The 23,436-nt window shown below is 70.1% G+C and carries 21 protein-coding genes; 15 read left to right on the plus strand and 6 right to left on the minus strand.

Features of this window, described 5'->3' with window-relative positions:
• Nucleotides 1-14 precede the first annotated feature (14 nt).
• Nucleotides 15-698 (plus strand): response regulator transcription factor, encoded by a 684-nt coding sequence (locus BLU81_RS19465; RefSeq protein ID WP_092545983.1) that lies wholly within the window; start codon nt 15-17, stop codon nt 696-698.
• A 32-nt stretch (nt 699-730) separates the two neighbouring features.
• Here BLU81_RS19465 and BLU81_RS19470 read toward each other — a convergent pair whose 3' ends face one another.
• Nucleotides 731-2,305: a dTMP kinase gene (locus BLU81_RS19470; protein ID WP_092545984.1), complete on the minus strand. Its 1,575-nt coding sequence runs from the start codon at nt 2,303-2,305 to the stop codon at nt 731-733.
• Nucleotides 2,306-2,408: 103 nt separating this feature from the next.
• Here BLU81_RS19470 and BLU81_RS19475 point away from each other — a divergent pair, with 103 nt between their 5' ends.
• Together BLU81_RS19475 and BLU81_RS19480 are read left to right on the plus strand one after the other, a co-directional pair.
• A complete protein-coding gene (locus tag BLU81_RS19475; protein WP_197686295.1) occupies nt 2,409-3,674 on the plus strand; it encodes a lipopolysaccharide biosynthesis protein in 1,266 nt (421 codons plus the stop codon).
• Nucleotides 3,671-4,981 (plus strand): response regulator, encoded by a 1,311-nt coding sequence (locus BLU81_RS19480; protein ID WP_092545985.1) that lies wholly within the window; start codon nt 3,671-3,673, stop codon nt 4,979-4,981. The genes BLU81_RS19475 and BLU81_RS19480 overlap by 4 nt, the downstream gene beginning before the upstream one ends.
• 4 nt (nt 4,982-4,985) lie before the next feature.
• On the opposite strand, the gene BLU81_RS19485 is transcribed toward BLU81_RS19480, so the two are convergent.
• From BLU81_RS19485 to BLU81_RS19495, 3 genes are all read right to left on the minus strand, one after another.
• Nucleotides 4,986-5,528, minus strand: coding sequence for a hypothetical protein (locus BLU81_RS19485; protein ID WP_157751681.1), 543 nt, complete (start codon nt 5,526-5,528; stop codon nt 4,986-4,988).
• A gap of 119 nt (nt 5,529-5,647) precedes the next feature.
• A complete protein-coding gene (locus BLU81_RS19490) occupies nt 5,648-7,912 on the minus strand; it encodes a putative bifunctional diguanylate cyclase/phosphodiesterase (RefSeq protein ID WP_231954654.1) in 2,265 nt (754 codons plus the stop codon).
• 74 nt (nt 7,913-7,986) lie between these two features.
• On the minus strand, nt 7,987-8,784 hold the full coding sequence (locus BLU81_RS19495) for an IclR family transcriptional regulator domain-containing protein (protein ID WP_331717483.1): 798 nt from the start codon (nt 8,782-8,784) through the stop codon (nt 7,987-7,989).
• A gap of 83 nt (nt 8,785-8,867) precedes the next feature.
• On the opposite strand from BLU81_RS19495, the gene BLU81_RS19500 reads away from it, so the two are divergent.
• The 6 genes from BLU81_RS19500 (at nt 8,868) to BLU81_RS48400 (ending at nt 14,626) form a co-directional block, all read left to right on the plus strand.
• Nucleotides 8,868-9,827: an ABC transporter substrate-binding protein gene (locus BLU81_RS19500; RefSeq protein WP_092545988.1), complete on the plus strand. Its 960-nt coding sequence runs from the start codon at nt 8,868-8,870 to the stop codon at nt 9,825-9,827.
• A complete protein-coding gene (locus tag BLU81_RS19505; RefSeq protein WP_197686296.1) occupies nt 9,824-10,627 on the plus strand; it encodes an ABC transporter permease in 804 nt (267 codons plus the stop codon). The genes BLU81_RS19500 and BLU81_RS19505 overlap by 4 nt, the downstream gene beginning before the upstream one ends.
• Nucleotides 10,624-11,388, plus strand: coding sequence for an ABC transporter permease (locus BLU81_RS19510; RefSeq protein WP_092545989.1), 765 nt, complete (start codon nt 10,624-10,626; stop codon nt 11,386-11,388). Before BLU81_RS19505 ends, BLU81_RS19510 begins: the two co-directional genes overlap by 4 nt.
• A gap of 72 nt (nt 11,389-11,460) precedes the next feature.
• Complete coding sequence (locus BLU81_RS19515; RefSeq protein WP_092545990.1) at nt 11,461-12,240, plus strand: ABC transporter ATP-binding protein; 780 nt, start codon at nt 11,461-11,463, stop codon at nt 12,238-12,240.
• A 106-nt stretch (nt 12,241-12,346) separates the two neighbouring features.
• On the plus strand, nt 12,347-13,852 hold the full coding sequence (locus BLU81_RS19520; protein ID WP_092545991.1) for a M28 family metallopeptidase: 1,506 nt from the start codon (nt 12,347-12,349) through the stop codon (nt 13,850-13,852).
• 189 nt (nt 13,853-14,041) lie between these two features.
• Entirely contained in the window at nt 14,042-14,626 is a 585-nt protein-coding gene (locus BLU81_RS48400; RefSeq protein ID WP_157751682.1) for a DUF2510 domain-containing protein, read from the plus strand.
• Nucleotides 14,627-14,645: 19 nt separating this feature from the next.
• Here the strand turns inward: BLU81_RS48400 and BLU81_RS19530 are convergent, their stop codons facing one another.
• Together BLU81_RS19530 and BLU81_RS19535 are read right to left on the minus strand one after the other, a co-directional pair.
• Nucleotides 14,646-15,248 carry a hypothetical protein gene (locus BLU81_RS19530; RefSeq protein WP_092545992.1) on the minus strand — a complete coding sequence of 201 codons (603 nt, stop codon included), beginning with the start codon at nt 15,246-15,248 and terminating at the stop codon, nt 14,646-14,648.
• Complete coding sequence (locus tag BLU81_RS19535) at nt 15,245-16,117, minus strand: ATP-binding cassette domain-containing protein (RefSeq protein WP_092545993.1); 873 nt, start codon at nt 16,115-16,117, stop codon at nt 15,245-15,247. The genes BLU81_RS19530 and BLU81_RS19535 overlap by 4 nt, the downstream gene beginning before the upstream one ends.
• Nucleotides 16,118-16,339: 222 nt before the next feature.
• On the opposite strand from BLU81_RS19535, the gene BLU81_RS48405 reads away from it, so the two are divergent.
• From BLU81_RS48405 to BLU81_RS19560, 6 genes are all read left to right on the plus strand, one after another.
• On the plus strand, nt 16,340-16,969 hold the full coding sequence (locus BLU81_RS48405; protein WP_157751683.1) for a hypothetical protein: 630 nt from the start codon (nt 16,340-16,342) through the stop codon (nt 16,967-16,969).
• An 8-nt stretch (nt 16,970-16,977) separates the two neighbouring features.
• Nucleotides 16,978-17,760 (plus strand): class F sortase, encoded by a 783-nt coding sequence (locus BLU81_RS19540; protein WP_092545994.1) that lies wholly within the window; start codon nt 16,978-16,980, stop codon nt 17,758-17,760.
• Nucleotides 17,761-17,919: 159 nt separating this feature from the next.
• Nucleotides 17,920-19,770, plus strand: coding sequence for an adenylyl cyclase (locus tag BLU81_RS19545; protein WP_092545995.1), 1,851 nt, complete (start codon nt 17,920-17,922; stop codon nt 19,768-19,770).
• Nucleotides 19,771-19,898: 128 nt separating this feature from the next.
• Nucleotides 19,899-21,290 (plus strand): APC family permease, encoded by a 1,392-nt coding sequence (locus BLU81_RS19550; RefSeq protein WP_092545996.1) that lies wholly within the window; start codon nt 19,899-19,901, stop codon nt 21,288-21,290.
• A gap of 159 nt (nt 21,291-21,449) precedes the next feature.
• On the plus strand, nt 21,450-22,742 hold the full coding sequence (locus BLU81_RS19555; protein ID WP_092545997.1) for a helix-hairpin-helix domain-containing protein: 1,293 nt from the start codon (nt 21,450-21,452) through the stop codon (nt 22,740-22,742).
• 262 nt (nt 22,743-23,004) lie between these two features.
• Nucleotides 23,005-23,268, plus strand: coding sequence for a hypothetical protein (locus BLU81_RS19560; protein WP_092545998.1), 264 nt, complete (start codon nt 23,005-23,007; stop codon nt 23,266-23,268).
• Nucleotides 23,269-23,436: the final 168 nt, after the last annotated feature.

Raw genomic sequence — 23,436 nt, forward strand, 5'->3', positions numbered from 1 at the left:
GAGGTACCGGGTCCATGCCGCGAGCGCTCGTTGTCGAAGACTCCCCCGAATTCATGATGATCTGCCGTCATCTGCTGGAGAAGGAGGGCTTCGAGGTGGTCGCCGCCAGTGACGGGCAGGAGGCCATGGAACAGGCCCAGTCCCAGCGACCGGACCTGGCCATTCTCGACCTGGGATTGCCGGACGTCGACGGTATCGAGGTGTGCCGGCAGATCCGGCGGTTCACCGACGCGTACATCATCATGGTGACCGGCCGCAGCGACGAGGTCGACAAGGTGGTCGGCCTGTCGGTCGGCGCCGACGACTACGTCACCAAGCCGTTCTCGCCCCGCGAACTCTCCGCCCGGATCCAGGCGATGCGCCGGCGTCCCCGTTCCTCGGGCCTGGACCGTCGCCAGGCGACCCGCGAACACGGGAAGCTGCACATCGATCTCGACGTCCGTGAGGTCTCGGTGACCGGCATGGTGGTCGACCTCACCAAGATCGAATTCGACATCCTGGACCTGCTGTCCTCCGCGCCCCGGCGCACGTTCACCCGGCACCAGATGCTGGAACACGTCTGGGGCGACAACTTCTTCGGCGACGACCACATCATCGACGTGCACGTCGGCAACCTGCGCCGCAAGCTGGGCGAGTCAGCGTCGGCCCCCCGCCACATCCGAACCCTGCGCGGCGTCGGCTACCGTTTCGAACCCTGACCCACGGGGCCCCGGCCCCCGCGCGGCATCGGCTACCGGCTCGAGCCCCGGCCCGGTGCGGTGTGCGCTGCCCGGATCACCGCGGCCACCAGCGCCGCGACTTGGTCGTTCGCCGGCCCGTCCGACGGACTGCTCGCTGACCCACTCGGCGTCTCCGAGGTGTCGACCACCAGTTCCGCGCAGCGGGCCGGCCGCTCAGCGAGCAACCGGTGGAAGCCCTCCTGCTGCGCACGCTGCTCGGCCTCGCTCCGTTCCGGTTTCCGGCGATGGATCACGTCGGCCGGGGCATCCGGCAGGACCAGCAGGTCCGGTGCGGGCACGAGCCACTCGGCCAGGCGCGCCGCCGGGGAACCGGGCCACGGCGAGTCCCGCAGGTCATAGACCCATCGGTCAGCGATCACCACCCGCCCTCGAGCTAGCGCCGGAAGCACCGTACTGAGATACCGCCAGCCGTACTCGCCCGCGTAGTACCAGGCCGCCAGCCGCCGCACCCCGGCGTGCTCCAGCGTCGTCTCACGGCCCACCTCGCGGTCACTGCCCACCTCTCGGTCGCCGTCGCGGTCTGAATTGTGTGGTGACTTGGGGTGCGAATCGAACCCTAAGTCACCACGCTGATGGGCGCTCCCTGCTTGAGCGGGCCGCTGACCGTTGGTGCGGTCCGGGCCCGGCTCGTCCCGGGGGCCGACGCCGAGCAGCCGGCGGGCCAGCGCCACGCCCGGCAGGTTGCCGCGGGCCATGCCGAAATACGCTGAGGCGGTCGCCAGCCCCGCACGTCTCAGCCGGTCGTCCAGGGCGGCGGCCAGCGTGGACTTGCCTGATCCGTCGGTTCCCACGAACGCGACCACCACGCCACGCGCGAGGGGGCCCAGCGGGCGCCGGGCCGGTCCGGCCGGCATGATCACCCGCCGTTGCGCCCAGGTGCCGCCGATCGCCGCGGGCGCGAGACTTCGGGCGGCCAGCCGTAGCCGGGCCCGGCGAGGCAGAGCCGGATCCGGGCTCGCCCCCTCCGCGATCGCGATCAGGTCCGCGGTGACCGGGCCACCGAGTTGCCTGGTCAGCCGCCAGGCCAGCCCGGAACGATGCTCCGGAACGGCTGTCACCCAGGCGTCCCGTGCTTCCGCGATCCGTTCCGGCGGCGGGATCCGTCCCCGCAGTACCGGCCGTATCAGCAGGTCAGCGACCGCGGCCACGCCGGTCAGCCGATGCCGCGCCGGGTCGACGGTCACCTCCGCGACCGGGACCATCAGGATAGGGCCGACGCACAGATCGCCGTGGGTGACGTCCACGACCGCGACACTCTCGCCGGTCAGTACCGCGATACCGGTGTGCCGCAACCGGCCCGGATCGGTGGTCTCGGCGATCACCGCACAGGTGTGACGCGCGGCCAGCCCGGCCACGACCCCGGACTCCGCCGGGCCGGCGGCGCACCAGACGTCCAAGTCGGCCGGGCCCGAGCCGGCCGTCCAGCGGTCGAGCGCGCCGGTGGCCCCCTGCCACGCCCACGACGATCCCGCGGCGGCCAGTACGGCGACCAGCGAGTCCCGCACCTCGCCGCGGCTGCGAGCCGGGTGGGACAGGACCGGGCCGATGACATCGTGTTCAGACATGACGCACTGATTATCGGCGGCCGGCCCGGGTCGCGCCCGGCCTTCGCCCGAATCCCGGCGCCGGCGTGATCAGAGTCGGCGGCAACCGGCCGATACGGATCATGTGCGGTTTGATCACCGGCGCGCGGCCGGAGCGCTAATCCGGGCCGGCGGGCCGATCACGGTGGCGGTGGCCGTGCAGAGCGCCGGCAACCTGATCTTCCATGCGGTGATCGGCCGGTTCCTGCCCGCCGGGGCGTACGGGGCGCTGGGCACCCTGCTCGCCGCGATGGTGATGCTCGGCATCCCGCTGGGCGCGCTGCAGACCGCCGCGTCGGCCCATGCGGCAGCTCACGGAGCGAATCGCCCGGCGTCGTTCCGATCACTGCGCGCGGTCGCCCTCTGGAGTCTGCCGCCCGCTCTCGCCACCCTGCTCTGCGCCCCGCTGATCAGCGCCTACTTCCATCTCGACGGGTCCGGTGAGGCGGCTCAGCTGGCGCCGTACCTGATCGTCACGGCACTCGTGGCCACCGCGCGCGGGCTGCTGCTCGGTTCCCGGCGAGTGTCGGTGGTGGCTGTCTCCTACGTGGTGGCCACCGCCGTACGACTGGTCGCCGGTCTTGGTCTGGTCCTGCTCTTCGGGGTCGGCGGAGCGCTGGCCGCCACCCTGTTGAGTGAGGTCGCCGCCCTGCTGGTGGCGGTTCGGGCCCTGGCTCGGGATCCGGCGGGCGAGTCCGGCGGCACGCTGCGGCCCCGGGCGGTCGGTGGTGCCGCGGTCGCGGTGACCGGCCTGTTCGTGTTCTCCACCGTCGACCTGTTGCTGGCACGGCACCATCTGCCCACGAACGAGTCCGGTTCCTATGTCGCCGCGGCGACGGTGGCCAAGACCGTGCTGGCCCTGCCCGCCGGGATCATGGCCGCGGTGTTCCCCCGGCTGGTCGCGGCGCACGGGCGGGCCGGCCGGGGCCGGGTGCTCGGGCAGTCGCTGCTGGCGGTCACCGGGCCGGCCCTGCTCGGCGCGGCGGTAGTGGTGGCCGTCCCGGCTCTGGTGTTGCGCCTGCTCTACGGCGACCAGTACGCCGGTGCCACCGCGCTGGTCCAGATCCTCGCCGCGGTCGCCGGGCTCACCTCGGTGGTGACCGTCCTGACGAACGCCGCCCTGGCCCGCCGCTCCTGGGTGACACTGGTCCCGTGGGCCGGGGCCGCCCTGGAGATCGCCCTGATCGAGTTCCGGCACGGTTCGGCCGATCAGATCGCGGTCTGCTCGGCCGCCGCGCTGCTGCCCACTCTGCTGGTGATCGCGCTGGCCGAGGGGCGGGCCTGGATCGGCCGGGCCGCTCCACCGCACGCCGGAACGCCGGACCTCACCACTCGAAAGGGCACGACATGAGTTTCGCGGCGCGGAGCCTTGTCGAGGCACTCCCCCATCCGGCCGCCATCACCGACGCGGCCGGGCTGGTGCTGGTGGCCAACGACCGGTGGCGGCCGGCCGGCACCGCCGAAGGCGACGTGGTGACCGGAACCGGGCAGGACTGCCCGGCACACCACGCGCTGCCGAATCTGATCCGCGATGCCAGGGCCGGGTCGAGCGTCACGCGGGAGTGCCGGTGCGCGGCCGGGCCGGGTTCCGCCACGGTCCGCGTCGCGGGACTGGAGAGCACTTGCGGGGCGCAGCGGCGGCTGATCACCGTCGAAAGCACCGTGGCGGCCCTGGCCATACCCGAACCCGCGCCGGCCCTGACCGCGCCCGGAACCGGGCCGGCCCTGGCGGCGGCTGGGACCGGACCTGCCCTGGCGGCGGCCGGCACTGTGCCAGCACTGGCCGCGGCCGGGACCGGGCCAGCCCTGGCCGGGACCGGAACAGCGCTGCTCGGCAACCCGGCCGGGGCCGGAAGCCCGACCGGTGCGGCGTCCGCCGGACCCGGACCGGCGTTGCGGCCGCTTCCGCCGGGCCGGGTGCTGCTGGCCGAGGACGACGACGTGAACCGCACCGTGCTGCAACGGATGATCGCCGTCCTCGGGGTGGACTGTGACGTCGTCCGCGACGGGGCCGCCGCGATCGCGGCGATGCTCGGCCCAGACCGCTACGACCTCGTGCTGATGGACATGCAGATGCCCGGAGTCGACGGCCCGGAGGCGGCCCGCCGGGTGCGGGCGGCCGGGTACCGCAATCCGATCCTCGCCCTGACCGCGACCACCCTGCCGGAGGACCGGGAGGAGTGCCTGGCCGCGGGCATGGACGGCTACCTCGGCAAACCGGTCACATTGCCGGAGCTGCGCCAGGCGCTGGAGCCGTACCTGAGTGCGGCGCCGCAACAACCACCGGCGCCGACGCCCTCGCCCGGCGCCGCTGACGTGCTCTCCCTCCAGCAGTTGTATGACCTGGAGGACCAGTTGGAGGGCCGCGAGCTGGTGGCGATGACCGTCGGCACCTTCCTGGCCGAACTCGACGGGCGACGCAAGGCCATGGCGGACGCGCTGGCCACCGGGGACAACCACCGGCTGGGCGCGATCGCGCACACCCTCAAGTCGTCCAGCGCCCTGCTCGGCGGTCAGCCGCTGGCCGACGCGTGCGCGCGGGTGGAGCGGATGGCCGCGGCCTCGGCCGATCCCGGCATCCTGGACGTCGCGGTGTCCGAGGTCGACCGGGCGGCCACCGCGACAGCGAGCGCCATGGCCGAATACCTGAACGCTTGAATCGTCAGGCTCGGTGGCGGGCGAAGTGCCGGTGCCGGCCCATCTCCAGCCGGGTCTTGCGGCGCAGCCACAGTCCGGCCAGCAGCGATCCGGCCAGGGCGACGGTCCAGGGCACGAGTTCGGTGACGCCGGTGCCGGTCACCTGCGGCGGGACGGCGCCGACCAGCGTCCGGGTCACACCGGCCGGGGACCGCCCGGTGACCAGCACACTCGTACCGGTCACCGCGTTGCTCGGTGCGGCGGTGGTGGCGGCCGAGGCGAGCACCAGGTCGACCGATCCGTAGGAGTCCGCGGTGACGACCTTCTCGTTCTCCGACCCGACCAGGACCCGGACGGCGGAGCCGCTGCGGAACCCGACGGCGTACATCGACAGCGTGCGGTCCTGAACGCCGGACTGCCACATCACGGTGAGCGCGTCGGCGGTCCCGCCGTAGCCCGGCCCGTCGGCCCCGGCCGGCAGCGGCGCGACACCGGCGCCGATCACCACGGCGGCCAGCATCGCACCTGTTCGCCGCAGGTACGGCAGGTGGGCACGGGAACCGGTCATGGTCGTGATCGTGACACGTCCCGGTTGCCGTGGACCGGGCCGGAAGCCGGTCCGGGGCTGTTCCACCCGCCCGGCCGGGGTGGTCCGGACCCATCAGCCGGACAGCCGTGCCCGTTGGGTCACCGGACCGGCGACTCCCGGACCGGTGGTGCGGCCGGGACGGTGGCGACCAGGATAGGGTCGGGGGACGGCCTGCCGAAGTGGTACCCCTGGGCGTAGTGGTACCCGAGGTCACGCAGGTAGACGGCCTGTTCCTCGGTCTCCACCCCTTCGGCGACCGCGCGCAGGCCGAGGCCGTTGGAAACGTGGATCAGGGCGTCGACGATGACCGGGTTGCCGCCGGGTTCGGCGATCTCGTCAACGAAGCTCTTGTCGACTTTCAGGACGTCGACCGGGACGGTCCGCAGCAGGCCCAGGGACGAGTGGCCGGTGCCGAAGTCGTCGAGGGCGATCCGGATGCCGGAGCGGTGCAGGGACTCCACCGCCTCGATCGCGGTGCCGCCGCCGAAGATGGCCGTCTCGGTCACCTCGACCAGCAGGGCCGCCGGTTCCAGGCCGGTCTCGGTGAGGATCGTGGTCACCACGGCGGGGAAGCCGGGTTCGCTGAGCTGGCGGGCCGACACGTTGACGCTGATGTAGAGGGGTGCCGCGGCGCCCAGGACACGACGCCACTCGGAGAGTTTCCGGCAGGCGGTTCGCATGATCCATTCGCCGAGTTCGACGATCAGGCCGTTGTCCTCGGCGACCGGGATGAAGGCGACCGGGCTGACGAAGCCGCGGACCGGGTGCACCCAGCGGACCAGTGCCTCGACGGCGACCGTGCTGCTGTCGCCGAGGTCGACGATGGGCTGGTAGACGACGTGGAAGTCGCCGTCGTCGAGGCTGTGCCGCAGGTCGGCGCCGAGGCGTTCGGCGGCTTCGGCCCGCTCGTCCAGGGCGGGCGTGTACTCGACGAGCTGGCCGCCGGTGGACTTGGCGGCGTAGCGGGCGGTGTCGGCGCGGCGTACCAGTTCGGCGGCGCCGAGGCACGGGTCGTCGGGGGAAGCGGTGGACGGGACGGAGCTGGAGGCGACACCGAGGCGGGCGTTGAGCAGCAGTTCGTGTTCACCGGCGTGAACCGGGTGACGCAGCAGCTCCTGGAGCCGGCCGGCCACCACCAGGCCGTCGGCGGGCAGGGTGTCGTGGACGAGGACGGCGAACTCGTCGGCGCCCATCCGGGCGACAACGTCGCCGTCGCGGACGCAGAGGCGCAACAGTTCGGCGACCGCGATCAGGGCCTGGTCGCCGGCGGCCCGGCCGAGCCGGTCGTTGACGTGTTTGAACCCGGCCAGGTCGATCATGATCATGTGGCAGGGGGCGGCGGCGACCGCGGTGGCGGCCCGCTGTTCGAAGGCGCGGCGGTTCGGCAGGCCGGTGAGGTCGTCCCGCATGACCAGGTCACGCAGCTGCCGGGCCTGCGAGTCGACTCGGGAGATGTAACCGCTCATCCGGGTGGCGACCAGGATGAACAGGGCCATCGAGCCGACCGCGACGGCCGCCCAGCTCATCCCGCTGGCACCGCGTTCGCCCTGGACCAGCAGCACGGCCGGGACCAGCAGGGTGGAGGCGGTGAGCACGAGCAGGCGGCTGCGGCCGAGACTGTCCCGGTCGCCGGTGATCGGCTGCGCCATCGACGGGTGGCCGGCGGCCCCGGCCCAGAGGGCGTAGGCGACCAGGAAGCTGCCGAACAGGACGGTCGCCGGGATCCTCTCGAAGAACAGGCTGTAGCCGATGTTCCCGGCGAGGGCGGTCACGCTCCCCGCGGTGATCAGCCACAGACTGGGGGTGCGCGGTCCGCGGCGGAACAGGATCGGGGTGATGACCGCGCAGAGCAGCACTCCGGCCGTCGGATAACCGGCGGTGACCAGGCGGGTCAGCAGCGGCATGGCGGTGTCGGCCAGGATCGGCTCGATCAGGAACGTCCAGTAGACGATGCCCAGCCCGACCGCGATGATCGCCGAGTCGATGATCGTGCTGGAGCGCAGCGGGCCGGGTTCCCGGGTGAGGCGGAAGAGCGCGACCGACAGCATCGGGTAAGCGCCCAGGTAGAACGCGTCGGCCCAGGACGGGTAGATCATCCCGCCGCCGAGCAGCACCTGCTGGGCGAAGACGGCGTCGCCGACGATCCAGGTACCGACCCCGGCGGCGAAGAGGTACCAGGAGCCGATGCCGGCCGGCCGGTACCGGCGGGCCCCGGTGACCATCATCGCGCACATGCCGATCCCGATGACCGAGGCGAGGGTGACCGACGGCAGGCTGTACGGCAGCACCATGTACAGCACCGATCCGGCCAGCCCGCACCCCGACCAGGCCAGCCACCAGGGCGTACGCGGAACTCTCGGCACGTCTCCCCAGTTCGGCCGGAATCACCGATTCATGAGTGCGCACACCCCTCTCAGCGCCGGTCAGCCCCGGAGTGTCACACCGGGCGGCGGGTGGCGGCGATCCGCAGGTCGGCTTCGATGGCGGCGGTGGCCACGAGCAGGGGTGGTAGCAGGCGCGCGCGGATCTCGGCGACGGTGGCCTGGGCGGCGTGCACGGAGATGTTGACGGCCCCGGCGACGGTGCCGGTGCGGTCCCGGATGGGCGCGGCGATGGCCCGCAGGCCCTCTTCCAGTTCCTGGTCGACGACGGCGTGCCCGTACAGCCGGACGCGGGCCAGTTCGGCGCGCAGTTCTCCCGGGGTCCGGAGGGTGCGGCCGGTGAGGGGTTCGAGCTTCACCCGGCTGAGGTACGTCTCCAGAAGCTCGTCCGGGAGTGCCGCGAGCATGACCCGGCCCATCGATGTCGCGTATGCCGGGAACCGGGTGCCGACGGTGATCGCGATCCGCATGATCCGACTTGTCGGTACTCGGGCGACATAAACGATGTCGTCACCGTCGAGCACCGACATCGACGACGACTCGTGCACCTCGGCCACCAGCCGTTCCAGGTGCGGTTCGGCCACGTCCGGCAGCGTGCGACTCGACAGGTATGAATACCCGAGTTCGAGGACCCGGGGGGTCAGCGAGAACAGCCGCCCGTCGGTGCGCACATAGCCGAGGTCACTGAGTGTCAACAGAAACCGTCGGGAAGCCGCCCGAGTCAGACCACAGATCCGCGCAACGTCACTGAGAGTGAGTTCAGTGTGCTGTGCATCGAACGCGCGGATCACTGCGAGTCCCCGCTCCAGCGACTGAACGTAGTACGGTTCGCGCGGCATCAGTTGATCGAACATCGTTGACGTGACACAGGGGAAGATCTTAGCGTTCTCGATGAGAACTCATGTTCGTAATGCGCACAGATTTCGAAGGAGTAAATATGCGGCGTCTTCTCGCGGGGCTCGCGGCAGTCGTGCTCGCGGGTTCCCTGGCGGCCTGCGGTACCGACAGCGACAAGAGCCCGACCGCTGAGGGCGGTGTCGACAAGGTCAAGGTCGGTGTCATCCCGATCATCGATGTGGCCCCGATCTACCTGGGTCAGAAGAAGGGCTTCTTCGCCAGCCGGAACCTCGAGCTGTCCCTGGAGGCCGGCCAGGGTGGCGCGGCGATCGTGCCGGGTGTGGTCAGCGATCAGTTCCAGTTCGGGTTCAGCAACATGACCTCGCTGATGATCGCCCAGACGAAGAACGTACCGATCAAGGCGATCGCAGCGGGTGTCGCATCCACCGGTGAGGCCGGCAAGGACTTCGGCGCCGTGGTGGTCAAGGGCGACAGCCCGATCAAGACCGCCAAGGACCTGGCCGGCAAGAAGGTCTCGGTGAACACCCTGAAGAACATCGGTGACACCGTGACCCGCGAGTCGGTGCGCAAGGCCGGCGCCGACCCGGCGGCGCTGCAGTTCGTCGAGATGCCGTTCCCGAACATGCCGGCGGCGCTGGCCGACGGCCAAATCGACGCGGCCTGGGTGGTCGAACCGCAGCTCAGCACGATCAAGGCGGCCGGTGGCCGGGAGGTCGCCTCGACCTTCGTGGACGCCGCCCCGAACCTGACCGTCGCCGCGTACTTCACCTCCACGAAGCTCCTGGAGTCGAACCCGGACGTGGTCAAGCGCTTCACCGAGGCGGTCAACGAGTCGCTGACCTACGCCGACTCGCACCCGGACGAGGTCCGCGCGATCCTGGCCGACTACACCAAGATCGACGAGAAGCTCCGTGCGTCGCTGGTCCTGCCGAAGTGGCCGACCCAGATCAACGAGGCCTCCGTGCAGACCCTGTCCGACCTGGGGTCCAAGGACGGCATCTTCACCGGCGCCCCGGACCTGGAGAAGCTTCTCCCGTGACGACGGTTCGCCGTGACGGCCCGGCCCGGCCCGGCGACCCCGTACTGCTGGGGGTCGCCGGGCTGGCCGGGTTGCTTCTCGTAATGGAACTGGCGCCGCGACTCGGCCTGGTCGACGACCGGTACCTCCCGCCGGCCAGCCGGATCGTCGCCGCCCTGGTAACCGAGGCCGGCACCGCCGTGTTCTGGGCGGCGCTGTGGGAGACGCTGTTCGCGTGGGCGCTCGGGCTGACGATCGCGGTCGCCGCCGGGGTGCTCGCCGGCCTGGTGATCGGCTCGGTGCCGGTGCTGCGGGCGCTGACCGCCTCGACCATCGAGTTCCTGCGCCCGATCCCGTCGGTGGCGCTGATCCCCCTCGCGGTGCTGCTCTACGGCACCGATCTGGGCTCCACGCTGATGCTGGTCTGCTACGCCGCGTTCTGGCAGATCCTGGTGCAGGTGCTGTACGGGGTGGCGGACGTCGACCCGGTCGCGTTCGAGACCGCGCGCAGTTTCCGGTTCTCGGCGTGGGCCCGGATCCGGTACGTACTCTGGCCGACCGCTCTGCCGTACGTCTTCACCGGTGTGCGCCTGGCCGCGTCGGTGGCCCTGGTCCTGGCGATCACCGCCGAACTGGTGATCGGCTCGCCCGGCCTCGGTCAGGAGATCGCGAACGCGCAGGCGTCCCAGGCGATTCCCACCATGGACGCGCTGATCGTCGTCACCGGCGTGCTCGGCGTGCTGATCAACCTGCTGGCTCGTACCGGCGAGCGCCGCCTGCTCGCCTGGCACCAGTCAGTCCGTGGTGAGGTGACCCTTTGAACGGCGTACTCAAAGCTCTGGCCCTGCCTGTCGTCCTTTTCACCGGCTGGTGGGTGCTCAGCGCGGACAGCGAGAGCTTCTACGCTCCCCCGCTGTCCCAGATCCTGACCGCGTTCGGTGACACCTGGACCCTCGAACAGCTCAAGGCCGACGTGCTGCCCAGTCTGCTGCGCCTGTTCGCCGGTTTCCTGCTGGCCGCCCTCATCGGTGTCGCGGCCGGGGTGGCCATCGGGTCGAGCCGGCGGTTGCGTGCCGTGACCGAACCGGTTCTGGAGTTCTTCCGGGCCATCCCGCCGCCGGTCCTGGTCCCGGTGATCATGCTGTTCGCCGGGATCGGCGACGCGATGAAGGTGATCGTGATCGTCTTCGGCTGTGTCTGGCCGATCCTGCTGAACACGGTGGAGGGTGTCCGTGCCGTGGACAGCGTGGTCCTGGAGACGGCCCGCTCCTACGGCGTCACCGGCACCGCCCGGATCACCCGGGTGATCCTCCCGTCGGCGAGCCCGCAGATCGCGACCGGACTGCGCCAGGCGCTGTCCATCGCGATCATCCTGATGGTGATCAGCGAGATGTTCGCGGCCAGCAACGGCCTCGGCTTCACCATCGTGCAGTTCCAGCGCAGCTTCGCGATCCCTGAGATGTGGAGCGGGATCATCCTGCTCGGCCTGCTCGGCTTCGGGTTGTCGCTGCTTTTCCGGCTCGCCGAGCGGCGGGCGTTGCGGTGGTACGAGGGCCTGCGTGCTGCGCAGCGGTCGAGCTAAGCCGTTGTCGAGTGGTCTTCTCGACAGCGGCCCGGGCTGTAGATCTTTATCGAAGTCAGATGGAAGGCGCCGATGCTTGAAGTAAAGGGCCTGCGCAAGGTCTATCGGTCCGGCGAGCGTGAGGTGGAGGCGCTTCGCGATCTCACCTTCACGGTGGCGCAGGGCGAACTGGTCTGTCTGGTCGGCCCGTCCGGGTGCGGCAAGACGACCCTGCTGCGCTGCGTCTCCGGCCTGCTCGACCCGACCGGTGGCGACGTGCGCGTCAACGGCAAAGCGGTCGACGGGCCGCCGCTGGGCATGGCGGTGGTCTTCCAGGAGTACGGGCGCAGCCTGTTCCCCTGGATGAGTGTGCGCGACAACGTGGAGTTGCCGCTCAAACAGAAGCGGGTGCCGAAGCAGCGCCGCAACGAACTGGTCGAGCAGTCGCTGGACGCGGTCGGGCTGTCCGGCTCGGAGTCGGCGTACCCGTGGCAGCTCTCCGGCGGCATGCAACAGCGGGTGGCGATCGCACGGGCGGTCGCCTACGAACCGCAGACGTTGCTGATGGACGAGCCGTTCGCCGCGGTCGACGCGCAGACCCGCGCCGACCTGGAGGACCTGGTCCGGCAACTGTGGAAACGGCTCGGCGTGACCATCCTGTTCGTGACCCACGACATCGACGAGTCGGTCTACCTGGGACAGCGGGTGGTGATGCTGTCGTCGTCGCCGACCGTGGTCCAGGACGACCTGATCATCGACCTGCCGGCGGAACGGGACCAGCTCACCACCCGGGCCGACCCGCGGTTCATCGAGTTGCGGACCAAGGTCTACCAGCAGATCCAGTCCGCCAAGAAGAACGCGGGCTCGCGCTGAACTGCGGAGTCATCCGAGAATAGGTATTGATTGGTATGACTACCGAGCGGTAGTCCGGTGCGATGCTCGCCACGACCGTTCCCCTCAGTACACGGAGGACCACCCCGTGCGAGCACTCTCCGTCCTCGGCGTGGCCGGGCTGATCGCCGGCGGCATCGCCGTCGCCAGCCCGGCACAGGCCGCAGCGGCACCGGACATCCCGGTCGCCAACGTGAAAGCCCACCTCACCCAACTCCAGAGCATCGCCACCGCCAACGGCGGCAACCGGGCCCACGGCCGCCCCGGCTACCTGGCCTCGGTCACCTACGTGAAAGGCCTGCTCGACGCGGCCGGGTACACCACCAGCCAGCAGTCGTTCACCTACGGCGGCGCCACCGGATACAACCTGATCGCCGACTGGCCCGGCGGCGACACCACCGACACCCTGATGGTCGGCGGGCACCTGGACAGCGTCACCGCGGGCCCCGGCATCAACGACAACGGCTCCGGCTCGGCCGGCATCCTCGAAGTCGCTCTCCAGGTCTCCCGCTCCGCCTTCCAACCCGACCGGCACCTGCGTTTCGCCTGGTGGGGCGCGGAAGAACAGGGCCTGCGAGGATCGACCGCGTACGTCAACTCGCTGACCACCGCGCAGAAGGCGAACATCGGCGGATACCTGAACTTCGACATGATCGGCTCGCCGAACCCGGGCTACTTCCTCTACGACGGCGACAACTCCGACAACACCGGCTCGGGCCCCGGCCCCACCGGATCGGCCGAGATCGAAGCCAACCTGGCGGCCTACTTCACGTCGATCGGCGTACCGACCCGCGGCACCGACTTCGACGGCCGCAGCGACTACGGCCCGTTCATCGCGGCCGGCATCCCGGCCGGCGGCATCTTCACCGGCGCCGAAGGCACCAAGACCGCCGCGCAGGTCACCCTCTGGGGCGGCACCGCCACCCGCTTCGACCCCTGCTACCACGCGGCCTGCGACACCACGACGAACATCAACGACACCGCCCTGGACCGCAACAGCGACGCCATCGCCAACTCGGTGTGGACACTGTCCGAGTCCGGCGGCACCACCCCGCCGCCCGGAACCACCGTCTGGTCCGACGGCCTGGAGACCGCCACCGCCTGGACCACCAGCGGCACCGCCACCGCCGGTCTCTTCGAACGCGGCAACCCGGAAGCCACCACCAGCTCCGGCGTCGCCACCCAGCTCGACGCGGCGGCCGGCGGCAGCTACGCCCTGGTGACCGGGGCCACCGCCGGAGCCAGCGCCGGCGCCAACGACTTGGACGGCGGAATCAGCACCATCACCTCGCCGGCGATCACCCTGCCGTCCAGCGGCACGCTGACGCTGAGCCTGTCCTGGTACCTGGCCCACCTCAACAACGCCACCACCGCCGACTACCTGCGGATCCGGGTGGTCTCCGGCACGACCACGACGACGCTGCTCACCACGACCGCCTCGGCGGCCAACAAGGCGGCGGCGTGGACCACGGCGACCGCCAACCTCACGGCGTACGCCGGGCAGTCGATCCGTATCCAGGTCGAAGCGGCCGACGCCGGAACCGCCTCACTGATTGAGGCGGCCGTCGACAACCTGGCGATCACCAGCTCCTGAGTCCCGTTCCCGAGACGTCCCGCCCGCCGGCCTCAGCCCCCGGCGGGCGGGATCCTCATTCCCCGCGCCACCCTCACAGCGCTTCACCCTTCGCGGCGCCTCACCTTCCGCGGCGGAAACCCTCAGCCTCGTGTGCGCCCGGCCGATCAGGGACCTCAGCCCCCCGACCACGGCCAAAGGAGCAGATAGATGACGCAGCCCGCCGGATGGTATGCCGATCCGAGCGGCCTGCCGGCTCGGCGCTGGTGGGACGGCAGCCAGTGGACCGACCACATCCAGCCGGGTGGCGCCCCGATGCCGCCGCCCAACGGCTACTTCCCACCGGTCCCACCGAGCGGTCCGGCCACACCCGGCGCGCACACCGACAAACCCGAACAGTTCCCGCTGTACGCGTCCCAACCGGCTGCCTTCCAGCAGAGCGGCCCTCCGGCCGGGCCGATCGCCCAGCCGGCCGCGCATCCGGACGCCCCAGTCCAGCACCCGGAAACCCCGACGCTGCACCCGGACGCCCCGGCCCCACCGCCCAAGGCCCCGGCCCCACATCCCGAGGTGCCGACCGAGCCTTACACGATCCCGCCGGTCGACGCGGTCCCACTCCCGATCCCAGCACTCAACCTGACCGCGCCCGATCCCGGCACGCCCGGCCCCACCGAGCCCGGCCCGGCAGCCGTCGACAGCGGCTTCACCCGGCAGCAGCGGACCGCCGGGTTCATCGGGCTCATCCTGATCGCCGTCCTGGTCCTGGCGCTGACAGCGGTCATCCTGTTGGCGTGATCGCCGCGCACGGCCGGCCTCAGTCGCCGCTCAGGTCGCGGCTGATCGCCCACGCCGCGGGCACTGCCGCCGCCGCGGTCCAGCCCAGCAGCACCAGCAGGGCTTTGGTGTTGCCACCGGCCGCGAGCATGAACGACGCGAACGGCAGCCCGCCGTCCCCCTTGTTGATCAGCAGCTCGGCGAAGAGCACCCAGCCGAACAGGCCCGCGAACAGCCACAACGGCCGACGGACCACGGTCACACAGAGAGTCCCGAAGATCGACATAACCGGCGACACCAGAACCGTCGACCAGTACTGCCCGGCGTCGGCGTCGATCAGCACGGCCAGCCCGCTGCCGGCCGCAAGCACCAGCCCGTACAGGGCCGACACCAGACACTGGGCGGCCAGCACTCGCCAACGGTGCGGGCGGCTCAGGAACAGCAGAATCGCGGTCCGGTGCTGATAGTGCTGCGCGGTCACGATCGCCGCCAGCCCGAACGCCCCGATCCCGGCGAACAGCGACCAGAAGTTCTTGTCGAACCACCCCATCAGCGCGGCCAGCAACGCGAACCCGAACAATGCCAGCCACGACGACTGAATGCTCACCCCGCGGTACAGCTCACTACGAACGACGGCGATCATCGGCCCTCCGCCACACTCAAGAAGACGTCCTCCAGGTGCTGGGTCTCGGCCATCAGCTCATAGACCGCGACCTGCACCGCCAGTGCCAGATCACCGGCCTCCTCGGGAGTCAGACCGGAAACGATCAAAAGATCATTTGCTGGTACGACCGTCGCGCCCGCTTTCTCGTACGCCTCCGCAAGCCGCGTTTGATCTGAGCCCCGCACCCGCAGCCGCGCGGTGCCGGACAGTTCGGCCAGCGGGGCGGACGCCAGGATCCGGCCCTGGCCGATGATGACCACGTCGTCGACGACCTGCTCCAGTTCGGCCAGCAGGTGGCTGGAGATCAGCACGGTGCCACCGTTGTCGGCGTGCGCCCGCAGCATCTCCCGCAGCCAGGCCATCCCCGGTGGGTCGAGGCCGTTCGCCGGTTCGTCGAGGACCAGCACGTTCGGCTCACCGAGCAGCGCCGTCGCGACCGCCAGCCGCTGCCGCATGCCGAGCGAGTAGTCGCCGGTCCGTTTCGTCGCGGCGTCCTCCAGGCCGACGTACTCCAGCAACGCCCCGACCCGGTCCCGGCCGACGCCGCCGAGCAGCGACTGGGTGACCAGGTGGGCGTAACCGGACTGGCCGGGATGGCTCAGCCCTTGTTCCAGTACCGCGCCGACATGGGTCAGCGGCCGGTCCAGGTCCCGGTACCGTTTGCCGTTGATCAGCGCGGAACCGCCGGTGGCCCGAGTCAGACCGAGCAGAATCCGCAGCGTGGTACTCTTCCCGGACCCGTTCATCCCGAGCAGCCCGGTGACCCGCCCCGGCTCCGCGGTGAACGTGACATCACGCACCGCGTCCATCCGGCCGTAGGTCTTCGTCAATTCCTTGATCTCGATCATCGCGGCGATTCTCCCGGAACCTGTCAAGCGGCAGCGCCCCATCGCCCACCAGCACCAGCCCTCCCCGCCACCCGGGACGACCGTCTCCGGACACCCTGGGCAGCCGCCTCCGGCCGTCCAAAGTGACCGATCATGGATAGAGGGCTGTTTCCCGGCTCCCGGAGCGCTAACGTGGCCCACCACGCTGTTCGGTATGTCCCGGCCACCGCACGGAAGGACCTCATGTCCGGAAACGGTCCACCGGCTCACCGCGCTGCGGGCCCGGCACAGCGCAACCGGATCATCGCGGTCGGCGCGGGCCTGCTGCTGGCGCTGATCCTGCTCTTCTCGCTGCTCGCCTTCTGCACCGACATCGGCGGCGACGATCCACCGATCGCGGGACCGGGCAGCAACTCGCCTTACCCGCCCGGCACCAGCCCCGGAAACGGTGGCCCAGGAAGCAGTCCTGGTACCGGCGGCCCCAGCAACGGCAATCCTGGGACCAGCCCTAGCAACGGCGGTCCGGGCAGCGGCGGCCCAGGCAGCAGTCCGGGCAACGGCGATCCTGGTACCAGCAGTCCTGGTACCAGCAGTCCTGGTACCAGCAGTCCTGGTACCAGCGATCCTGGCCCCGGCCCCGGCAACGGCGAGCCTGGTACCGGTAGTCCTAGCACCGGCCCGGGCAACGGCGACAACGGCGAGCCGACCACCGGACCGGGCAAGTCGCCGACGCCGTCCGGCGGAGTTGATGCGGGCGGTGGTGGCGAGATTCCCGGACGGCGGATGGCATTGCTGGTGACGGGTGTGTTTCTGCTGCTGACAGCGGCCTCTGCCGCCGCGTACGCAATCCGCCGCCCTCTGCACCACCGCTGAACCGCGACATGTCCGACAATGATCAACCGGCGGCCCGGGCCGCGGTCTCTGCATCCGCACCCGCTCACCCGGCCCGGGGTGGTTCGTTCCGGATCCGGGATCCCCGGGCCGCGGCGCTCGCCGTGGTGCTGGCGGTCCTGGGCACGCTGACCACCACGCTCGGGCTGACCACCGAGGACTCCGCACCACTTCCGGTGGCCGTCGCCCCCACCGAGGGTCCGAAGAGACCGACCGATGGTGCGGAGAGACCGGAAGACCCGGTGCGACGCGCAACCGGTTCAAACTCACCAGCAACCGGTTCAATTCGACCACCGGCCCAGGCCGGGACCGGGATGGGACGGTCGGTTCCGGTGCGGCTGCGGATTTCGGCCATCGAGGTGGACACCGAGATCATGACGCTGGGGCTGCGGGCGGACGGGACGCTTCAGGTGCCGCCGTTGCGAGGGGACGCGCCGGCCGGCTGGTACCGGCATTCGCCGACGCCGGGTGAGGTGGGCGCGTCAGTGCTGGCCGGGCATGTGGACACGGCGCGGGACGGGCCGGCGGTCTTCTTCCGGTTGCGGGAGCTGGCGGTGGGCGATCCGATCGAGGTACGCCGCAAGGACGGCACCGTGGCCCGCTTCGCCGTGGCCCGGGTGGCGGTCTACTCGAAGCAGGACTTCCCGACCGGCGAGGTGTACGCGCCGCTGGATCGTCCGGGGCTGCGGCTGATCACGTGTGGCGGGGTGTTCGACCGTGGTGCGGGCAGTTACCGGAGCAACGTCGTGGTGTTCGCGGACGCGGTCACGTAACCGGTTCCGCCCGCCTTTTCCGCCGGTCGGGTTCCGGAACCCGAGGGGTTCGCCCGGATAAGACCGGCTTACCGGATCGGTCTGTTTGACATGGACCGTCGGCGATTGGTTCTGTGACGGGCATCATTGCGATCTTGTTACGGAAGGAACGCCAACCGCATGACGAGACTCCGCCGTTCCGCCGCGGTGGCCCTCGCTGCCGGGCTCACGCTCGCGGTAGCACCGGGCCTGCCGGCCTACGCCCACGGCGCGGCCGGCACTCCGAACCTCGGCCCCAACGTCACGGTCTTCGACCCGAGCCAGCCGGTCGCCGACATCCAGGCCACTCTGGACGCGACCTACGCGAAGCAGGTCGACAACGAGATGGGCACGGCCCGGTACGCCTACCTGTTCAAACCCGGCACCTACGGCACCGCCGAGCAGCCGTTGCAGATCAAGGTCGGGTACTACACCGAGATCACCGGTCTCGGGGCGAACCCGAACGACGTGGTCATCAACGGCAAGGTGGAGGCGTACAACCGCTGCCTCGGCTCTGATCCGGCCAACCCGAACTGCATCGCCCTGGTCAACTTCTGGCGCACCCTGTCGAACCTGACCGTGCACGTCAACGGCACCGGCCAGGACGGCTGCCGGCAGACCGCGAACTTCTGGGCGGTGTCGCAGGCGGTCTCGCTGCGGCGCACCCAGTTCACCGGCGGCACCCTGTCGCTGATGGACTACTGCACGGCCGGCCCGCAGTACGCGTCCGGCGGTTTCATCGCGAACTCGAAGCTGCCGGCCACTGTCAACGGCTCACAGCAGCAGTGGCTGACCCGCGACAGCGAGGTCGAGAGCTGGTCGAACGCGGTCTGGAACCAGGTGTTCGCCGGGGTGAAGGGCGCGCCGAGCGAGGCGGACTTCCCCACCACGCCGTACACCACGCTGGACACCACTCCGGTCAGCCGGGAGAAGCCGTTCCTGTTCGTCGACGGCAAGGGCAAGTACCAGGTGCGGGTGCCCGCGGCGAAGCGGAACACCAGCGGCACCTCGTGGGACGACAGGTCCGGCCGTACCATCGCGCTGTCGGAATTCTATGTAGCCAAACCCGGTGACTCGGTCGCGAAGATCAACCTGCAGCTCGCGCTCGGCAAGAACCTGCTGCTCACCCCGGGCGTCTACGACATCGCCCGCAGCATCAAGGTGTTCCGCCCGAACACCGTCGTGCTCGGCCTCGGCCACGCCACTCTGACCGCGGTCGACGGTGCGATCCCGCTCGACGTGGCGGACGTACCCGGCGTGATCGTCGCCGGGGTGACCATCGACGCCGGGCTCAAGGAGTCGCCGGTGCTACTGCGTGTCGGCCGTCAGCACGGTCTCGGGATCAGCAGCTCGTCCAACCCGACGACGCTCAGTGACGTCTACTTCCGGGTCGGCGGCCCGCACATCGGCAAGACGAACATCGCCCTGGAGGTCAACAGCGACGACGTGCTGATCGACCACACCTGGGTGTGGCGCGGCGACCACGGCGTCGAAGGCTTCACCACCGGCGTGAACGGCGACACCGACCGCTGGCGCACCAACACCGGCCGCTACGGCGCCGTCATCAACGGTGATGACGTGACCGCGACCGGCCTGTTCGTCGAGCACTTCCAGAAGTACAACACCATCTGGAACGGCGAACGCGGCACCACGGTCCTCTACCAGAACGAGTTGCCGTACGACCCGCCGACGCAGGCCGACTGGGCCAACGGCACGGTCAACGGTTACGCCGGCTACAAGGTCGGGGCCAAGGTCAAGAGCCATCGCTTGTACGGCGGTGGCGTCTACGTCTTCAACCAGAACAACCCGTCCATCCGTACGGAGAACGGTTTCGAGGTCCCGAAGACCCCCGGCGTGAAGCTGCACCACATCATGACCGTCAACCTGAGCGCCGGAGTGATCGACCACGTGGTCAACGGCGTCGGCGCGGCGGCGGACATGACGAAGGTGGGCGCTCCGGTCTACGTGACCGACTACCCCGCGGTCCCGTAGACCGGCGCTGGTGGTCACCCGGTTACGGGGCGGGTGACCACCAGCGTTTCGCCGCCACCCAGCCCGCATGTCACGCAAGGTGCGCGTAACCTCACTGATCCGCAGTGGACCGATTTCGGGGAGCGGACGTGACGTCTTCTGTTTCTGCTTCGGATTCCGATTCCGATTCCGCCGGGGAACCGGAACTCAACCGGGTCATCGGCCCGGCGTTGTTGCTGCTGTTCGTGGTCGGCGACATTCTCGGCACCGGCGTGTACGCGCTGACCGGCAAAGTCGCCAACGAGGTCGGCGGCGCGGTGTGGCTGCCGTTCCTGCTGGCGTTCGCGGTCGCGCTGCTCACCGCGTTCAGCTATCTGGAACTGGTCACCAAATATCCGAAGGCCGCCGGGGCCGCGCTCTACACCCACAAGGCGTTCGGGCTGCACTTCCTGACGTTCATGGTGACGTACGCGGTGATGTGTTCCGGGCTGACGTCGGCGTCCAGTGCGTCCAAGGCGTTCGCGGGCAACTTCGGCTCGGCCTTCGACCTGTCCCCCGGGTTCTCCAGCGGTTTCGCGGTCACCGCCGTCGCACTCGGGTTCATCACCCTGGTAGCAGTAGTCAATTTCCGGGGTGTCGGTGAGAGTGTCAAAGCCAACGTGGTGCTCACCTGCGTGGAACTCACCGGTCTGCTGATCATCATCGGGATCGGCGCGTGGGCACTCGGCGGTGGCGACGGCGACCTGTCCCGGCTCACCGACTTCAACACCCCACCCGGCGAGAGCGTCGTGCTGTCCGTGACCGCCGGGACCGCCCTCGCGTTCTTCGCCATGGTCGGTTTCGAGGATTCGGTCAACATGGCGGAGGAGACCCGCGATCCGGTCCGGAACTTTCCCCGCGTGATGCTCCTCGGCCTCTGCGTCACCGGGGTGATCTACGTGCTCGTGGCGATCTCCGCGGTCGCCCTGGTCGCCCCCGCCGAACTCGGTGAAGGCGACACTCCCCTGCTCAAGGTGGTCGCGGCCGGAGCGCCCGGATTCCCACTGTCGGTGTTCGCCTTCATCACCATGTTCGCGGTGGCCAACTCGGCACTGATCAACATGATGATGGCGAGCCGGCTGCTGTACGGGATGGCCCGGGAACGGGTGCTGCCGTCGGTGCTCGGCCGGGTGCACCGCGGTAGACGTACCCCATGGGTGGGGATCGCCATCACCACTGTCATCGCCTTCGGCCTGATCTGGTTCGCCGACCTGACCGCCCTCGGCGGAACCACCGCTCTGCTCCTGCTCTGTGTCTTCGCCGTGGTCAACGTGGCCTGCCTGGTACTGCGCCGCGACCCCGTCGAGCACCGGCATTTCCGGGCACCGACCGTGATCCCGGTGCTGGGCGCCGCGGCCTGCGCCTTCCTGGCGAGCCCGCTCTCCGGCCGGGCCACCGCCGACTACCGGGTGGCGGGCGTGCTGCTCCTCATCGGAGTGGCGCTGTGGGTGCTCACCTACGCCGTCAACCGTTTCGTACCGGGCACGGTCTCCCGCCCCTGACCCTGCCCTCACCAGCACAATCCGGGCAATCACCACTGTCATCGCCTTCGGGACGTCCCACCCAGGCCAGCCTCAGGACCCCTCGTAGTAGCAGCTCAACAGGGATGTGGAAAGCTGCCCGCTACACCTGCACCCTCCTCTCCAGTCCGGAGGCCCAATATGGCATCATTCCTCTACCTTGTCGCCGGGCTCGCGATCGGCGTGATAGTCGGATGGCTGGTCTGGGGTCGACGCTCCGGCGCCACCACCCCGACCACCACGACCACGCCGGCCAGCTCGAAGCCCGCGACCTCGACGACCACCGCTTCCTCGGCTCCGGCGAAGTCCGCTGAGGACAAGCCGGCCGGTGTCACCGACACCGAGAAGACGGCCGTCATCGCGCCGGTCATCACCGAGCCGCTCACCGACACCACCTCGGCAACCGAGCCCGCCGCCGACGCCGACGCCGACAAGACTTCTTTCCTCTCGCCGGTCACCGACGCTGAGACGGCACCCGCCGCCTCGGCCGATGCCGACAAGACCACCGTCATCGCGCCGGTCGCCGAGCCCGTTTCGGAGCCCGTCGTCGAGCCCGTCGCGGACTTCGACGCCGACAAGACGGCGATCATCGTGCCGGCCACCGCGACCGAGACCAGCACCGACGCCGAGGACACCGCCGACATCACACCGGTTGCCGAAGCCGACAAGACCACGTTCCTCACGCCCGCCACCGTCACCGAGCCGACTCCGGTCGCCGAGGCTGAGTCCGACAAGACCACGGTCATCGAGCCCGTCTCGGCCGTTGCGGACGACGCGGACAAGACCACCTTCCTCACGCCCGTCGCGCCGGCCGACGCCGACGCCGACAAGGCCACCGTCGCCGAGCCGCTTCCGGTCGCCGAGCCTGCGGTTGTCGAGGAGGAGAAGACCGCCGTCCTGGCGCCGGTCGCGGTGGAGGCCGACAAGGAGCCGGTAGCCGGGACGGCCACCGTCACCGAGTCCGTCGAGGACGAGAAGACGGCCGTGTTCGAGCCGGTCGCCGCTGGTGAGCCCGCGCCCGCCGTGGTCGACGAGCCCGATTTCGAGGACGAGAAGACCGAGGTCATCGTGCCGGTCGCCGCTGAGGCGGTCACCGCCCCGGAACCGGTCGCCGCGCCCGAGCCCGTCGCCGCACCCGAGCCGATCGCCGCGCCGGAACCGGTCATCCCGGCTCAGGCGATCATCACCGCCGAGCCGGACCTCGTGGGTACGCCCGCGCCGGTCGCCCAGCCCGACGACCTGACGAAGATCCCCGGCATCGGTCCGAAGGTGGCGATCGCCCTGGCCGCGGCCGGCATCACCACCTTCGCCAAGCTGGCCGACGCCGACGTCATCAGCCTCAAGGCGGCGATCAACGCGGCCGGCATGCGCGGTTCGGCAAGCATCGCCACCTGGCCGGGCCGGGCACGCGAGCTGGTCGCTTCCGCTAGCTGACATCAGAACCACCGCGACAGAGGGCGTGGTCAGGTGCTCCCGGAGAGCACCGGCCACGCCCAGCGTGTTTCCGCCGGCATGTGGTAGCCGGCGAACCCCAGGCGTGGGTGGCGGGTTCGGGGTTTCCGGGGCGGCTCCGGACCGGTTGCGGTGAGGTTGTTACACAGGTCACTCACAGAAGTTGCAAGTCGGGAGTGCGGCGGACGATGTAACCGGCTGTCCAGCGAGTGATCGCTACCGGAGAGCAACGGAGGAGCCCCCGATGCAGGTGAATGCCGCAACCTTCTCGGAAAGCAACAGCCACGCCGCCTACAGCCGTCTGGCCGCCGCTCGCGCGCAGCTCATCACCGACCAGATCCCGACCGCTGCCCACAGCAAGGTGATCACCGCCGACCGGGCGGCGGTCGCCGACGCCGAGGCCGAGGTGGTCCGGATCGAGGCAGAGGTCTCCCGGGCGGGTGCGATGCAGGCCGGCGAGAACGCCAGCTTCCTGCGTAGCGGCCGTTTCATGGACGTCTACGCTTAGCCGGCCGACGGCCATCCCCACACGGGGATGGCCGTCGCCACACGGGTGCCCGTCGTCGCGCTGCGTGTTCGTGATCCGGGGCCGAGACTCGAACGTGGTCACCCGGCCGACACTGGATCCGGTGAAATCTGCACGGCCGCCGTGACTATGGCACGTTTGCGGGCAGAG

The organism is Actinoplanes derwentensis (genome assembly GCF_900104725.1).
Lineage (GTDB): Bacteria > Actinomycetota > Actinomycetes > Mycobacteriales > Micromonosporaceae > Actinoplanes > Actinoplanes derwentensis.

Bases quoted from the DNA above. Each gene is read 5' to 3' on its own strand.
- BLU81_RS19465 (WP_092545983.1), top strand. From the start codon at position 15: ATGCCGCGAGCGCTCGTTGTCGAAGACTCCCCCGAATTCATGATGATC.
- BLU81_RS19470 (WP_092545984.1), bottom strand. From the start codon at position 2,305: ATGTCTGAACACGATGTCATCGGCCCGGTCCTGTCCCACCCGGCTCGC.
- BLU81_RS19480 (WP_092545985.1), top strand. From the start codon at position 3,671: ATGAGTTTCGCGGCGCGGAGCCTTGTCGAGGCACTCCCCCATCCGGCC.
- BLU81_RS19485 (WP_157751681.1), bottom strand. From the start codon at position 5,528: ATGACCGGTTCCCGTGCCCACCTGCCGTACCTGCGGCGAACAGGTGCG.
- BLU81_RS19495 (WP_331717483.1), bottom strand. From the start codon at position 8,784: ATGTTCGATCAACTGATGCCGCGCGAACCGTACTACGTTCAGTCGCTG.
- BLU81_RS19500 (WP_092545988.1), top strand. From the start codon at position 8,868: ATGCGGCGTCTTCTCGCGGGGCTCGCGGCAGTCGTGCTCGCGGGTTCC.
- BLU81_RS19515 (WP_092545990.1), top strand. From the start codon at position 11,461: ATGCTTGAAGTAAAGGGCCTGCGCAAGGTCTATCGGTCCGGCGAGCGT.
- BLU81_RS48400 (WP_157751682.1), top strand. From the start codon at position 14,042: ATGACGCAGCCCGCCGGATGGTATGCCGATCCGAGCGGCCTGCCGGCT.
- BLU81_RS19530 (WP_092545992.1), bottom strand. From the start codon at position 15,248: ATGATCGCCGTCGTTCGTAGTGAGCTGTACCGCGGGGTGAGCATTCAG.
- BLU81_RS19535 (WP_092545993.1), bottom strand. From the start codon at position 16,117: ATGATCGAGATCAAGGAATTGACGAAGACCTACGGCCGGATGGACGCG.
- BLU81_RS48405 (WP_157751683.1), top strand. From the start codon at position 16,340: ATGTCCGGAAACGGTCCACCGGCTCACCGCGCTGCGGGCCCGGCACAG.
- BLU81_RS19540 (WP_092545994.1), top strand. From the start codon at position 16,978: ATGTCCGACAATGATCAACCGGCGGCCCGGGCCGCGGTCTCTGCATCC.
- BLU81_RS19545 (WP_092545995.1), top strand. From the start codon at position 17,920: ATGACGAGACTCCGCCGTTCCGCCGCGGTGGCCCTCGCTGCCGGGCTC.
- BLU81_RS19555 (WP_092545997.1), top strand. From the start codon at position 21,450: ATGGCATCATTCCTCTACCTTGTCGCCGGGCTCGCGATCGGCGTGATA.
- BLU81_RS19560 (WP_092545998.1), top strand. From the start codon at position 23,005: ATGCAGGTGAATGCCGCAACCTTCTCGGAAAGCAACAGCCACGCCGCC.